A 14,712-nucleotide genomic window follows, 5' to 3' on the forward strand; every position below is an offset into this window, starting at 1 on the left:
AAGCGTTGGCTTTGCGTTCAGATATCAGATGATCTCGAAATAACGCGCCAGCTCCCAGTCGGTGACGTGGCGCCGGAACTGCCGTTCTTCCCATTCGCGCGTTGCCGCGTAATGTTCGACGAACGCATCACCGAACAGATGGCGCGCCGCGTCTGACCCGCGCAGGCGCTGCGCGGCGTCCCACAACGTCGTGGGCAGGTGCAGATGCGCGGGAAATTGTTGTGTGTAGGCGTTGCCCTGCACCATGGGTTCCGGGGTCAACCCCTGTTCGATGCCGTACAGGCCGGACGCCAGCGCGGCCGACAGCGCCAGATAAGGATTGGCGTCCGCCGAGCCGATGCGCACTTCCACCCGCTGCGATTTATCACTGCCCGGGATAAGCCGCAGGGCCGTGGTGCGATTTTCCATGCCCCACGTGGCGTCCAGCGGCGCCCAATAGCCGGGCACCAGCCGCGAATAACTGTTGATGTTCTGCGCGTATAACACCATGAATTCGGGCAGGTAACGCTGCACACCCGCCATGAACGCAACCTGCGTCGCGCTCATTCCATGCGGCTGGGACTTATCGTAGAACGCCGACTGCCCGCTTTTCTTGTCGCGCAAAGACAAGTGGATGTGGCCGCTTTGGCCCGGATGCTCGTGCGACCACTTGGCCATGAACGTGGCCATCAAGCCGTTCTGTTGCGCCAGCGCCTTGGCGAAGGTCTTGAACAGAAATGCCTTGTCGCCGGCCAGGGCCGCCTGGTCCACCGCCAACGCCGCCTCCAGCACGCCCGGCCCCGTCTCGGTGTGCAGGCCTTCGATGGGCATGTCCATGCGCTCGCATAAATCAAGCAGCTTGCGGTAGAAGTCCCCTTCGACCGTACTGCGCAGCACCGAATAGCCGAAGTTGCCCGGCGTCCAGTTTTCCATGTTGCGATAGTGCTTGGCGCGCACCGAGTGCGGCGTTTCACGGAACATGAAGAATTCATATTCCAGCGCGGCGTAGACGTCGAACCCCATGTCCGCCGCACGGTCCAGCGTGCGATGCAGCAGGCGACGCGGGCAGATGGCGGCGGCGTCGCCCTCGAACTCCGCCAGAAACAACAACATGTCTTCGCCGTTCGGGCCTTGCTCAAGCGGCAGGCGGCGCGCGGTTTGCGGCACGATACGCAGTTGCGCGTCGGGGTATGCGGTGTGCCAGCCCGTGTATTGCGTGTTGTCGTAGAGCTGATCGTCCAGATCCCAGCCCAGCACCACGTCGCAAAATGCCAGGCCGGAGCGCAGCGCGCCAAGGAACTTGTCACGCCGCAGGTACTTGCCCAACATGACGCCGTCGACGTCGGACAAGCCCACTTTGATGTGCGAAAGCGCGCTGGCCTGCACCAGCCGCTCCGCGTCTTCCACCGATGCTACCCCTAGCGAATGCATGCTTGTTCACCTTGTGGCTGAAGCCTTGCGTGGGACTGCGGACAAACGCCGCGGCCCCCGCTTGCGGGACAAGGGAAACCTACCGGCGTGCTCTCAGGGTTTTTCCGAGTCTAGACACCTTGCCGCGAATTTGCAGCCCTGTGCGTGCAGTATTTTCCCTAGGTTGCAGGGTCGGGGGCAGCCGGGCCATGGCCTCAGTCCAGTGACACGCCAGCCGTTTTCACCATGTCGGCCCAGTACACGGTGTCTTCCTGCAGGCGCGTCTTGAAGGCGTCGGGCTGGCTGCCCACCGGCCAGCTGCCGCCGCTGTTGATCTTGGCAATCACGTTGGGCGACTTCATTGCCTGCGCCACGGCCTGCGCCAGGTACGCCACGCGCTCGGGCGGCGTGCCCGCCGGTGCGAACAGGCCATACCAGTCGTCCGCCGTAATGCCGTCCAGGCCGCTTTGCTTGAGGGTCGGCGCCCCCTTGAAAATGCCGATGCTGTTCTCGTGGCTCAGGGCCAGGATGCGCAGCTTGCCGGCGGCCACCATCGGTTCAGCGGACGCTGGCGACGTAATCAGCATGTCGACCGTGCCACCCATGAGATCCGTGATGGCCGGGGCGGCGCCACGATATGGCACGTGCACCAGATTCACGCCCGCCTTCTTGGACACCAGCGCTCCCATCAGATGGCTCATGGTGCCGTTGCCGGGTGTCGCGTACGTGATGATGCCCGGTTGCTTGCGCGCGGCGTCCAGGTAGTCGGAAAGTGTCTTGTAGGGGCTTTCGGTGCGAGCCACCAAAACCAGCGGCGCGGACGTGATCTGCGAGATCGGCGTGAAATCCTTGACCGGGTCAAAGCCGACGTTCTTGTACAGGCGCGGGTTGACCGCCATGACGCTGGTTTGCGACATCACCAACGTGTAGCCGTCGGGCTTGGCGCGGGACACCTGCGCAGTGCCCACGTTGCCGCCGGCGCCCGAACGATTTTCGACCACCACGCTCTGGCCCGTGATGGCGCCCAGCTCCTGCGCAATCAGGCGGGCGACGTTGTCGTTGCCGCCCCCGGGGGGAAATGGCGACACGACGGTGATGGCCTGCTTGGGATAGTCGGCCGGCGCCTTCAGCGTCTGCGCCTGGACCTGGACTTGCAATGCGCCGGCCAGCAGCAAACCGGCGGCAGTCAATGCGGCCCAGCCGCGTGCGTGTTGTACGTGTTGTACGTGTTGTACGTGTTGTACGTGTTGTACGTGTTGTGCTTGTCCTGCTTGTTGTGCATGTCCTGCATGTTGTGCTTGATGCTTCATCTGGATTTCCCCTTGTGTCGGCAGCCGGATACTCGGCCGTCCCCTGCATGTCGGTTCGCCATGAACCGTCCGCACCCCGGCGGCAAACGCCGGGGCGTAATGATCGATCTGATGCGTTGTAAGCACCGCGCGGTCTCTGCGGACCGTCACGGCAGCGTCAGCGCGGCGGCTCAGCCCGCCGCGAAGCGATAGCCCGCCAATTCGCGGTCATCAATCTGCTTGACCAGGTTGGTCTCCCACGACAGGTATTGCCGCGCCGCCGCCTTGTTGCCGTCGTGGCGGTCATGCACGAAGAACAGATAGTCGATGCACTCGCTATCGGCGGGCCGGTCGGGCGTGGATTCCTGCGGGATGCCAGCCGCCGACCAGCTTGCCGGCGTACCGATGTTCACCTTGATGTCGGCGATGCCCAGCGCCCGCAGATCCTTGGCGGCCCATGCGGCCAACGCGGCATCCTCGGCCAGCAGGATGACGGGTTGGCCGGCATGCAAGTCCAGGCGATCAAGACGCGGCCGAATGGACCAACGCGCCCCCGCGATGTGCCCGGCGCGATAGCGCATGCCCGGGCGGATATCGATGGCTTGTGCACCGGTGCGCAATGCCGCCGCCAGAGCCTCGTCGGACAGCATCGAGACGGCCGGCGTGTCCGCCCGTGGCTCGACGGGATCAAGAACCGCGCTGGTGCCCTCTTTCAGCACGCAGGCGTCCCAACCCATCTGCCGCAACCAGCTTGCCGTCACGGGCGCGCGCACGCCTTCGGCGTCGAACACGACGATGCGCGCGCCGCGCACGGCCAGGTACTGGTCGGTGGCCTGCACCAGCTGGCCGCCGGGCGCATGCTGCGCGCCAGGCAGCGACCCCTGCGCGAATTCCTCCGCGCTGCGCACGTCGCACAGGAAACTGGTGCGGGACGTGTCGCGCAGCCATTGCCGCACGGTGGCGGCATCCACGATCGGCACGCCGTGGCGCGCAGCCAACCGCGATGAACGCTCGGCAAGCGCAGGCAAGGCTTCCGTTTCGATTCCGTCTTCGTAACGGCGGCGTGCCCCGTGTTCCAGTTGCAGGTCTTCCAGATACCAACCCTGCGTGCCGTTTTCCAACGCATAGACGGGGTTAGGCACGCCCAGGTTGATCAGCGTCTGCGCGCCGACGATGCTGCGGGTGCGGCCCGCGCAATTGATCACGATCGTGGTCTTCGGATCCTTGGCCAGCGTGTGTACGCGCAATGCCAGTTCACCGTTGGGGCAGCAGATGCCGCCGGGAATGCTCATCTTCTGGTATTCCGCATACGGCCGACCGTCAAGCACGATCAGATCATCGCCTCGCTCTTGGCGCGCAGCCAATTCCCGCGCGCTGATACGGGGGGTGTGGAAAACTTCTTCAGCCAGTTCGCCGAATGTTTTGCTGGGCACGTTCACGCCCGCGAAGGCGGCGTAACCGTCGCGCTGCCACTGGGCGATGCCGCCGGCCAGCCGACGCACCTGCTGATAGCCCAGGTCGCTCAGCGCCCGGGCGGCGCGCGCGGCCGTCTGGTCATCGCCGCCCTCGTCGTACACCACCACCCGCGCATTGCGTCGGGGGGCCAGACGCACGATGTCCACTTCAAGCCGGCTGTACGGCACGGGCGCGGCGTAAAACAGGTGCGACTCACCATATTGGCCGTGTTCGCGCACGTCCAGCAAGGCGATTTCCTGGCCATCGTGCAGCCATTGCTTGAGCGTATGCGCGTCGATGTCGGCGGCGGGGGAAGCGGAGGTTGCGTGCATCATGGAATTCAAAGGGAACGAGAAATTTTGGTCATGGCGGACAGCCCTTGTTCAAGGTCGCCGATCAGGTCTATGGGGTCTTCAAGGCCGATATGCAGGCGCAACATGGCGCCGCGCGGCGTTGCGTCGGGCAGCGCACGCGTGTCCAGCCGCACAGGAATCACCAGGCTTTCAAAACCGCCCCACGACGCACCGATACCAAACAGCTCCAGGCTGTCGATCAGGCGGTCGGCGTCCGCCGCGGTATACGCGCCATCCAGTTCAAGGGTCAGCAGCCCGTTGGCGCCGGTGCAGTCCCGCCGCCAGATCGCATGCGAAGGGTCGCCGGGCAGCGCCGGACACAGCACGCGCTTTATTTCGGGGCGGCCTTGAAGCCACGTAGCGACTCGCGCCGCATTGGCGGCGTGCTGCGCCATGCGCAACGGCAAAGAGCGCATGCCGCGCAAGACCAGGAAGGCGTCATCGGCGCCCACGGTCTGGCCGAAGTCGATATTGGCGCGTTCCAGCGCACGCCAGGCGCGAGCATTCGTGACCACGGCGCCCATCATCACGTCGGCATGGCCGCCCAGGTATTTGGTCGCCGCCATCACGGAAATATCCGCGCCCAAGGTCAGCGGTTTGTATATCAAACCCGACGCCCACGTGTTATCCACAGCCAGCCAGCAATCGTGTTTTTTCGCGGCTGTGGATAAGTCGCGAAGGTCGGGCATGTCGTACGTCAACGAACCCGGGGCCTCGGCGTAAATCATGCGTGTGTTCGGCCGGATCAGTGCTTCGACACCAACGCCATCGGGCCGATAAAACGTGTACTCGATGCCCAACCGGCTCAGGTGTTCGACGCAGAAGCGGCGCACGGGTTCATACACGGCGTCGGTGACCAACACGTGATCGCCCGAGCGCAAAAATGCCAGCAGCACCATCGCAATGGCAGCCTGCCCGGTGGGATACAGCGCGGCGCGGTGGCCCTGCTCCAGTTCAACCAGTGCATCTTCCAGCGCGTGCGTGCTGTCGGTGCCGCGCGCGCCGTACGAAGGCAAGCGCTCTTGTTCGCGGCGCGTGCGCGTGTCGCGCCACGCGGCAACGCTGTCGAATACGTAAGTGCTGGCGCGCGTCACGGGGGTGTTCACCCACCCCTGATGCGGGCGCCCGGCACGCAACAGCCGCGTCGCCGACTGGTAGGGCTTTTTCATGATCAGCGGCGCGTCTTCACGCCGATCGGCATGACCTTGCAGGTGCCGGCCTCCAGGTCGAAGCCCAGGCGCTGGTCCAGGGTTTCGAGCGCGCGGCCGTACATGTGCAGGTGGCGGATGACGCTGTCGCCCTGGATTTCCACGGCGTGGATATCGTCGGGCATCAACGCAATGCCGGCGCCCGGGCCCACCACCACGGTGCCCTTCTTTTCCAGGCGGCCCACGCCCGGCACGGATCCATCATCCAGGCGGTCGTAGACGTAGTTGTATTCCACCCCTTCCACGGCGGCGATACAGGCCCAGGTGGTGTGGTTGTGCGGCACGATCTTGTTGCCCGGGCGCATGACGTTCAGGTACAGCGCGTAGCTTTTGTCGTCGTCTTCGGCGATCAGGTAGCGGGCCTGCCGTTCGCCGTCCTCGGGCGGCGCGTACCGTTCACCCGTCCACCAGTCGGTGTGCGCGGCAAGGCCAATCAACTCTTGCAGGACCGCGTCCAGGCTGTCTCGGTTCAGCCCTTTATTTCCTACAGTTTTTTTAATATTTTCAATAGCGGCCTCAATGCCCGCCTGATTTGGATGTGCGTTGTTCACCTTGCTTTTCCCTCTTGGTGCATGAGTTATTGGGATTACTGTATCGTCGGGAACGGGCACCAACAATTTAACTTGCCTTAACATCTCATTAGCATCGCTAATACGTTGAGGGCACCATGCGCAATCTGGATCTGGATCTGCTTCGCACACTGACTGCTATCGCCCAGCACAGCACCTTTTCTGAGGCGGCCAACCGGCTGCACAAGACGCAGTCGGCCATCACACAGCAGATGCAGCGGCTGGAATCCACCATCGGGCTGCCGTTGTTTGAAAAGCAGGGGCGCAACAAGGTGCTGTCATCGCATGGGCGGCGGCTGGTGGAATACGCGCGCCACATGCTGGCCATCAACGATGAGGCTCTGCGCGCGTTGCAGGACGGCCCACTGGAAGGAGACCTGCGCCTGGGGGCGCCGCTGGATGTGGCGGACACCATCCTGCCGACGCTGTTGACGCACATCGCCCGGTCGGCGCCGCGGGTGAAGCTGGAGATTCGGGTGGATCGCAGCCCTTTCCTGATGGACGCACTGCGCGCCGGCGAGATCGACCTGACGATTTCGACGCGGTTTGATCAGGACTTCGAAGGCGTCGCACTGCGTACATCTCCCACGGTATGGTTGGCGTCCGCCGACTATGTGCATGACCCGCACGCGCCCGTCCCGCTGGTGCTGGCCGATGAGCCCAGCATTTTTCGCCGCTTGGCCTTGAACGCGTTGGAACAGGCGCGCGTACGCTGGCATACCAATTACGTGGCGCCGAATCTGGTGGGGATCAAGGCGGCGTTGCGTGCCGGGCTGGGCGTGACGGCACGCAGCGTAGAGCTGTTGGGGCCTGAAATGCGCGTGCTGGGCGAAAAGGAAGGCTTGCCGCCCTTGCCGGACGTGACCTATTTCCTGTGGATAAGACGCGATCTGATCAATCCGCTGACGCGGCAGGTCTACGACATGTTGCGCAGCAACCTGGGGTTGGCGCAGCAGCCCGACGCGGCGGCGCAAGTGCCGCGCGCGTCGTAGCTATCGCGCTTTTAGTAGCGGTCGAAGATGGTCTGGATCTGCGTCGCGTCGCGCGTGACGGACAAGGCCAGCATCAACAGGATGCGCGCCTTTTGCGGGTTCAAGTCGCGTGCAGCGATGAAGCCCAGCAGCCCGTCGTCCAATTCGACATCGCGGGCCACGAAACCGCTGCCGGTGCGGCTGGACCGCACCACCGCCACGCCGTCGGCCACGGCACGACCCAGCGCACCGATGGCCAGATCAGTCGCATTGCCATCGCCCACGCCGGCCAGCACGATGCCGTCGGCGGCTCGCGCAACAAAGTCGATCACGTCGCCTTGCATATCGGCATGGGCGTAAACCACGTCCACGCGCGGCCAGCCGGACTTTTCCAGTAATGCGAGTGAAAACTCGCTTTGTGCGGAATGAACGGTGGTGTTGCGAGAATAAAAACATGGCTCGCCACCATGCATCACGCCGGCAAGACCACGATTGGGCGACGCAAAGGCGCACAGTCCCGCACTGGCGGTCTTCTGGATTTCACGTGCGTAATGCACGTCTTCATTCATGACGACCAGCGGCCCACGGCCGCGCGCATCGGGGTGGCGCGCCAGCGCCACTGCGTTGTAGAGATTGGCCGGGCCTTCGGCGCCCAGGGCCGTGGCCGGGCGCATGGCGCCGACCAGCACCACGGGCTTGTCGTGTTGAATGATCAGGCTGAGAAAGTAAGCCGTTTCTTCAAGCGTATCGGTGCCGTGCGTAATGACGATGCCGGCCACCGAGGCATCCTGGCAAAGCGCGTCAACGCGCGCAGCGAGCGCATGCCAGACCGCGTGCGTCATGTTCTGGCTGCCTACGTTGGCGATTTGTTCCGCGCGGATATCCGCAATGCGGGCCAGCTGCGGCACCGCGCCCAGCAGGTCATTGACCGAAAACGAACCGGCCTTGTAGCCGGCCGACGTCGCGTCGGATTGAGCGCCCGCGATGGTGCCGCCCGTGGCCAATACGGCAATGACCGGCAACGCGTGCTCAGGCATCCACGACCCCGGACAAGCCCTGGCGTTCCAGCAGCGAATTCAGGTGTTCCCAACCATGGAAGTCGATGACGATCTGGCCTTTTTCCTTGGCGCCCACCTTCAAGGCAACGCGCGTGCCCAGATGGTCGGACAGCGCTTCTTCAAGACGCGTCAGGTCGCGCGAGGCGCCGTTGGCCTTCTTGCGCGGCGACGAGGCAGACTCGGCGTCCTTGGCGGTCTTGGCGACCAACTTTTCGGCCTCGCGCACCGACAGGCGGCGCGCGATGATCTGGTTGGCCAACTGGATCTGCGTGGCCGCATCCACCGCCAGCAGCGCACGCGCGTGGCCCATGTCTACGTCGCCGGCCAGCAGCATCGTTTGCACCGGCGCCGCCAGGTTCAACAGGCGCAGCAGGTTGCTGGTGGCCGAACGCGAACGCCCGATTGCCTGCGCGGCCTGCTCGTGCGTCAGACCAAATTCGTCCAGCAGACGGCGCACGCCATGCGCCTCTTCAAGCGGATTCAGGTCTTCGCGCTGGATGTTTTCGATCAGCGCCATGACGGCCGCATTTTCGTCGGCCACCTCGCGCACCAGCACAGGCACTTCCTTCAAGCCGGCCAGCTGCGCGGCGCGAAAACGGCGTTCGCCCGCGATGATCTCGTAATGGCCAGGCGCGGAATCGCCCAGCCCGCGTACCAGAATGGGCTGCATGATGCCTTGCGTGCGGATCGATTCGGCCAGCTCACCCAGGGCGCCCTCGTCCATGCGCGTACGCGGCTGATACTTGCCGGCGCGCATCTTCGAGATGGGCAAGGTGGATGGCGGACCCTCGGGCTTGGCCGCGGCGGCCTTGCCGATGTTGTCGATCGCAGGCGCGTCCGCGCCAAGCAAGGCGTCCAGTCCGCGACCCAATCCCTTGGGTTTCTTGGTGGCCATAGTTAAATCCTCTTTCCTTCTGTTTTTGTATCCTGGGCCGAAGCTCAGGCGTGCCGCTGCTCGGCGGGCAAGCGGTACCAATACGCGTAACAGTCTTTGAAACCGTAGCGGCCATACAGGGCGCGCGCGGCGGTATTGTCCGGCTCGACTTGCAAATATGCCGTCGTGGCGCCGCCGCAGGCGCCCTGGCTCAGTAGGTGATCCATCAAGGCATCGGCATAGCCTTTACGCCGTTGCGCGGGATCGGTGACGATGTCGAACAGACCCACCAAGTCGTCGTCGCGGACTGCCAGGCCTGCGGCGACGCATTGCCCGGCGGCATCGAATGCCAGCACGGGCAGCTTATCCACAGCCAGTCCTTGCAGCCGCGCCTGGTGTTCGACGATGTGCTCCGGCGTAGACCCACGCATGGCGCCGACCGCTTGCGCGAAGCGATCGGTGTCGACGTTCCTGAAAGACAGGCCGCCCCGGGCGCTGAGTCTGGGGGCGAGCGACATGCTCATGACTCGGGTCTCACCGGTGTAGGTATAGCCTCGGGCCTCCAGCTCGGCATCCAGCGAGAAATCGGGGCCGATGGAGGTTATGCGCAGCACCATGGGCAAGCCCTGGCGCGCATACAACGAAGAACAATACGCCAGCCGCTCGTCCAGCGGACGTGTGGATAACCCCAGCACGTTGACGCTGCGCACCCGCTTGGCGGGCGACGCTGCAAAACGCACGAGCCAGCCATCATAGAGCAGCTGCGCGCGCACCGCCGTGGCATTCAACGCGGCCTCTTCCAGGCGCACGCGCAGGCGGTCGCGCTCGTCGGCAGGCGGCGGGCGAAACGTGGGCGATACGGGGCGGGAAAAGAGCGCGGTGACGGACATGGCGAAAGGCTTAATCCAGATCCTTTCTGACGCGCTCGATCATTTCGGCGCCGAACGAGATATAGGCTTGCGCGCCGCGTGACGCGCGGTCATACACGACACCCGGCATGCCGTAACTGGGTGCTTCGGCCAAGCGCACGTTGCGGGGCACGACCGTCTTGAACACCTTGTCTCCAAAGTGCGCTTCAAGTTGCGCGGACACTTGCTGTTGCAACGTCATGCGCGGATCGAACATGACGCGCAACAATCCGATCACGCGCAAATCATCGTTGATGTTGCGGTGAACGCGCTTGATGGTGTTGACCAGATCGGACAAGCCTTCAAGGGCGAAGTATTCGCACTGCATCGGGATGATGACGCCGTGCGCCGCGGCCAGGCCGTTAAGTGTCAGCAGCGACAACGTGGGCGGGCAATCGATCAATACAAAATCGTACTGGCCCGAAACAGTATCGATCGCCCTTTTCAGCTGGCGCTCGCGCTCTTCCATCTGAACCAGGTCGATCTCGGCGCCGGAAAGTTCGCGATTGGCCGGCAGCACGTCATAGCCGCCGGATTCGGACTTCACGCGGGCCTGTTCAATGGTGGCCTCGCCAATCAGCACTTGGTACAGATTCGATTCCAGCGCATTCTTATCGATGCCGCTGCCCATCGTGGCATTGCCCTGCGGGTCCAGGTCCACCAGCAGCACGCGCTGATTGTGCGTGGCAAGGCCCGCCGCCAGATTGATGGCGGTCGTCGTCTTGCCCACACCGCCCTTTTGATTGGCGATGCAGAAGACGCGGGCGGCTGTGCTGGGGGGTAAGTTCTTCATAGGGTTCCTTGACTGCGTCCTTCGCCGCGCCCTTCATTGCGGCGCATCCAGATCAGGCAGCGTTCTGCTTGCAGCTCCGGCACGCGAAGCGGCTCAATGTGATCGACCTGCCAGTCCCCGCGCGCGTGCAGCGCAAGAATTTCTTCTTCGGGGACCTTGCCCTTCATCGCGACGAGGGTACCATCGTTGCGCACGTGGCGACCTGCAAGCTGCGCAAAATCGTCCAGCGACGCAAAGGCCCGCGAGGTCACGATGTGACACTCGGCGGGCTCCAGCGTTTCGATGCGTGCATGCAGTGCGTGCAGATTCGGCAGGCTGAGCGCGCCGCTCATCTGACGCACGAATGCGGTTTTCTTTTCAACGGCGTCGATGCAGGTCACCGACCATGCCGGCTGCATGATGGCCAGAACGACGCCTGGCAAGCCGCCGCCCGATCCCACGTCGTAGACCTTGGCCGATATGCCCGCGTCGCCCAGCGCCTTGTGGAACGGCGCCACGGCCGACAAGCTATCGAACAGATGCTGGATCAACATCTGTTGCGGATCGCGGATGGCGGTGAGGTTGTACGTGCGGTTCCAGCGCTGCATCTGCGCCATGTAGTTCAGCAGCTTGGCTTGCTGATCTGCATCGGCAGGCAGCCCCAGCTGCTCGCACGCACGAGACAGGCGGCCGGCCATGTCAGCGCCGGCCTGATCGGTGTGGGCGGTCATGCGGCTTGCTTGCGCGAGCCGTAGTGCAGGCGCTTCAGGTGTATGAGCAGCAGCGAGATCGCGGCCGGGGTCACGCCCGAGATACGCGCGGCCTGGCCGACGGTTTCGGGGCGATGCGTCTTGAGCTTCTGGCGCACTTCGAACGACAGGCTGGTCACGGCGTCGTAATCGACGTCCGCCGGAATGGGCTGCAGCTCGTGCGAGATCTGCTTCTGGACTTCATCTTGCTGCCGCGCGATGTAGCCGGCGTACTTCACCTGGATTTCGACCTGTTCGGCCAGGATGTCGTCAGCGACCACGCCGGGGCCGGCCAACAATGAGCCGTCGGCGTTTTGCACGGCCATCAATGCTTCATAGGAAACATTCGGGCGCTTCAACAGATCAGCTAGTGAGTACTCACGTTCAATTGCCTTGCCCAACAACGGCTCGGCAATCTCTACCGGCATGACTCGCGGATTTACCCACGAGGACTTTAGCCGTTCCACTTCCGCCGCCACAGCGTCCCGCTTGCGGTTGAAGGCGTCCCAACGGGCGTCGTCAACAATACCCAGCTGTCGGCCGATTTCGGTCAGACGCAGGTCGGCGTTGTCTTCGCGCAGGCTTAGCCGGTATTCCGCACGCGAGGTGAACATGCGATAAGGCTCGGTCACGCCGCGCGTGACCAGGTCATCCACCAGCACACCCAGATAGGCTTCGTCGCGGCGCGGCGTCCACTGGTCCCGGCCAAGGGAAAGCAGCGCGGCGTTGACGCCTGCCAGCAGGCCTTGCGCGGCAGCTTCTTCGTACCCAGTCGTACCGTTGATCTGACCCGCGAAAAACAGACCGCCAATCGCTTTGGTCTCAAGGGTGCTCTTCAATCCACGTGGATCAAAGTAGTCGTATTCGATCGCGTAGCCCGGGCGCATGATGTGCGCGTTTTCCAGCCCCCGCAGAGAGTGGATCAGCTCTAGCTGCACATCGAACGGCAGGCTGGTGGAGACGCCGTTGGGATAGACCTCGTGCGTATCCAACCCTTCGGGTTCCAGGAAGACCTGGTGCGATTCCTTGTCGGCGAAACGATGGATCTTGTCTTCGATGGACGGGCAGTATCGCGGGCCCACCCCTTCGATGACGCCGCTGTACATCGGGGAACGGTCCAGGCCACCGCGGATGATGTCGTGGGTACGCGCGTTGGTATGCGTAATCCAGCAGGGAAGCTGGCGGGGGTGCATGGACACATTGCCCATGTAAGAGAACACGGGGACCGGGTCCAGGTCACCGGGTTGCTCTTCCAGGATGCTGGTGTTGATGGTCCGCCCGTCGATGCGCGGGGGCGTTCCGGTCTTCAGGCGCCCCTGCGGCAGCTTCAGTTCTTTCAGTCGCTGGCCCAGGGAAATGGCGGGAGGATCACCCGCCCGGCCGCCCGAATAGTTTTGCAGTCCCACGTGAATCAGGCCGTTCAGAAAGGTACCGGCCGTCAGGACGACGGTCTTTGCACGAAACTTCAGGCCGACCTGCGTCACAGCGCCAACGACACGGTCCCCTTCCACCATCAGGTCTTCCACCGCTTGCTGGAACAGCCAGAGATTCGGCTGATTCTCCAGGCGGCCCCGGATCGCTTGACGGTACAGGACTCGGTCGGCCTGGGCGCGCGTGGCGCGCACAGCCGGCCCCTTCGAGCCGTTGAGAATGCGGAATTGAATCCCCGCTTCGTCCGTGGCCAAAGCCATCGCGCCACCCAGGGCGTCGACTTCTTTAACCAGATGGCCCTTGCCAATCCCGCCAATGGAGGGATTGCAAGACATTTGGCCTAGGGTTTCGATGTTGTGCGTCAACAGCAACGTGCGCGCGCCAGCGCGGGCAGCAGCCAGTGCCGCTTCAGTGCCGGCGTGGCCGCCACCAACGACGATGACATCGAATTCGCGGGGATAGTCCATGATGGGAAGGAAAGATAAGAAGGCGTTCGGTGCTCATTATAGAGGCAGGGATTGCATGTTTCACGTGAAACATTCCGGCACTCAGATTGAGCGTGCTGTTGCAGCTGCGGCGTCTGTTATTGACAACGCGCGGTGAGGCGCGATCGACGAATATGTCGGCAAGTGCCGGCGTCCCGTTCAATGTTTCACGTGGAACATATCGCCGAATGTGAAGAACGAAAAGCACGCTGGCAAGCTGACGGGGGGTCGGCGTGGAGGTTCCTCGCCCTTGATCCTGAACCCACCCCGATGTTTCACGTGGAACAACCGGGCGTCCGCGATGTTTCACGTGAAACATCGAACCATGCCGAACGTAGTGGGCAGAAAAGACAGCGACTCCTTTTCCGTGGAATGGTTGCCCTGTATCCACGGTCCGATAGAGTAGTAGCGGGCGACGTTTCACGTGAAACATCGGTTGAGCGCCCGAGGGGGAAAGGACCACAATCTCTTCAATAACGCCTGGGGTATTTGTTCCACGTGAAACACCCCCCTCCTTGTCGCGTAATCGCCATAGCGCGGGTGTTTCACGTGGAACATCCTCGCGTGTAGGCCGAGGTCTATCCAGACTTGCGACGGTGCATCGACCTGATTGGCCTCGAGCGCGCGATGACTCAGCCAATTAACTGCAAAGAAAACGCAACGCCCATACCTAAAAAAAAAGCGTTTTTTACCCCCTACCCTACCCCTTACCCAGAACAAGCCGTTATTTTTTTATTTAGGGAAACCGTCCACCGACGAGACCACGGGGAGTGCGAAGGCAAACTTTTCTGTACAGCAAAAATTGAGCCCAGGAAATATCACCGCTTGCATCACCACGCAAGAAGCCCGACAGAGCATTTATGTACTGCTCCCGAATTTGAACTCTCACAGTCGCGCCAGCGTCGAACTTCCGAGAACGAGCCAATCAGACGGAGGCCACCTAATGGCTCCAGGTTATGCACACCGTCATGTGAGTAAGTCGACTCCATTCCCGAAACCCAGACGAACGACTTATCGACAACCGGCGAGCTGAAGACCTAATAACCGCAGGCGAATTCACGTGGAACAACTTTGGGGATAACTTGTTGGGCCGACGACAACCAAGCGGCCTTACCGTGATTCAAACCAGCCAGTCCGCGACGGCAACATCAGCATTGGCATTTAAATTACTAGAGCGGGCTTCATAGGAGAACCCGCTTCA

Annotated in this window: 12 protein-coding genes; 1 reads left to right on the forward strand and 11 read right to left on the reverse strand. The window is 62.8% G+C overall.

What is annotated here, in order from left to right; genetic code table 11:
* Nucleotides 1–24: 24 nt before the first annotated feature.
* From YH64_RS02410 to YH64_RS02430, 5 genes are all read right to left on the reverse strand, one after another.
* Nucleotides 25–1,410 (reverse strand): glutamine synthetase family protein, encoded by a 1,386-nt coding sequence (locus YH64_RS02410; protein ID WP_046806055.1) that lies wholly within the window; start codon nt 1,408–1,410, stop codon nt 25–27.
* Between the two features lie 194 nt (nt 1,411–1,604).
* The gene (locus tag YH64_RS02415; RefSeq protein ID WP_319307185.1) at nt 1,605–2,579 is read right to left on the reverse strand and encodes a tripartite tricarboxylate transporter substrate binding protein; all 975 of its coding nucleotides are present in this window, start codon (nt 2,577–2,579) and stop codon (nt 1,605–1,607) included.
* 290 nt (nt 2,580–2,869) lie between these two features.
* Nucleotides 2,870–4,465 carry a rhodanese-like domain-containing protein gene (locus YH64_RS02420; protein WP_046806057.1) on the reverse strand — a complete coding sequence of 532 codons (1,596 nt, stop codon included), beginning with the start codon at nt 4,463–4,465 and terminating at the stop codon, nt 2,870–2,872.
* Nucleotides 4,466–4,473: 8 nt separating this feature from the next.
* The gene (gene metC, locus YH64_RS02425; RefSeq protein ID WP_046806058.1) at nt 4,474–5,655 is read right to left on the reverse strand and encodes a cystathionine beta-lyase; all 1,182 of its coding nucleotides are present in this window, start codon (nt 5,653–5,655) and stop codon (nt 4,474–4,476) included.
* A 2-nt stretch (nt 5,656–5,657) separates the two neighbouring features.
* Entirely contained in the window at nt 5,658–6,245 is a 588-nt protein-coding gene (locus YH64_RS02430; protein ID WP_046806059.1) for a cysteine dioxygenase family protein, read from the reverse strand.
* Between the two features lie 116 nt (nt 6,246–6,361).
* On the opposite strand from YH64_RS02430, the gene YH64_RS02435 reads away from it, so the two are divergent.
* Nucleotides 6,362–7,255, forward strand: coding sequence for a LysR substrate-binding domain-containing protein (locus YH64_RS02435; RefSeq protein WP_046806060.1), 894 nt, complete (start codon nt 6,362–6,364; stop codon nt 7,253–7,255).
* A gap of 11 nt (nt 7,256–7,266) precedes the next feature.
* On the opposite strand, the gene YH64_RS02440 is transcribed toward YH64_RS02435, so the two are convergent.
* Genes YH64_RS02440 through mnmG form a run of 6 tightly spaced genes read right to left on the reverse strand, consistent with a single transcriptional unit; the run spans nt 7,267 to nt 13,493 of the window.
* Nucleotides 7,267–8,271, reverse strand: a complete 1,005-nt coding sequence (locus YH64_RS02440) for an asparaginase (protein ID WP_046806061.1) — start codon at nt 8,269–8,271, stop codon at nt 7,267–7,269.
* Nucleotides 8,264–9,187, reverse strand: a complete 924-nt coding sequence (locus tag YH64_RS02445) for a ParB/RepB/Spo0J family partition protein (protein WP_046806062.1) — start codon at nt 9,185–9,187, stop codon at nt 8,264–8,266. Before YH64_RS02445 ends, YH64_RS02440 begins: the two co-directional genes overlap by 8 nt.
* Before the next feature lie 44 nt (nt 9,188–9,231).
* Entirely contained in the window at nt 9,232–10,056 is an 825-nt protein-coding gene (locus tag YH64_RS02450) for an N-acetyltransferase (RefSeq protein WP_052946064.1), read from the reverse strand.
* 10 nt (nt 10,057–10,066) lie between these two features.
* Nucleotides 10,067–10,867, reverse strand: coding sequence for a ParA family protein (locus tag YH64_RS02455; protein ID WP_046806063.1), 801 nt, complete (start codon nt 10,865–10,867; stop codon nt 10,067–10,069).
* Nucleotides 10,864–11,577 (reverse strand): 16S rRNA (guanine(527)-N(7))-methyltransferase RsmG, encoded by a 714-nt coding sequence (gene rsmG / locus YH64_RS02460; protein ID WP_046806064.1) that lies wholly within the window; start codon nt 11,575–11,577, stop codon nt 10,864–10,866. The genes YH64_RS02455 and rsmG overlap by 4 nt, the downstream gene beginning before the upstream one ends.
* The gene (mnmG, locus tag YH64_RS02465; protein WP_046806065.1) at nt 11,574–13,493 is read right to left on the reverse strand and encodes a tRNA uridine-5-carboxymethylaminomethyl(34) synthesis enzyme MnmG; all 1,920 of its coding nucleotides are present in this window, start codon (nt 13,491–13,493) and stop codon (nt 11,574–11,576) included. The genes rsmG and mnmG overlap by 4 nt, the downstream gene beginning before the upstream one ends.
* Nucleotides 13,494–14,712 lie beyond the last annotated feature (1,219 nt).

This window comes from Achromobacter sp. LC458, assembly GCF_001005835.2.
Classification (GTDB): Bacteria; Pseudomonadota; Gammaproteobacteria; order Burkholderiales; family Burkholderiaceae_B; genus Achromobacter; species Achromobacter spanius_B.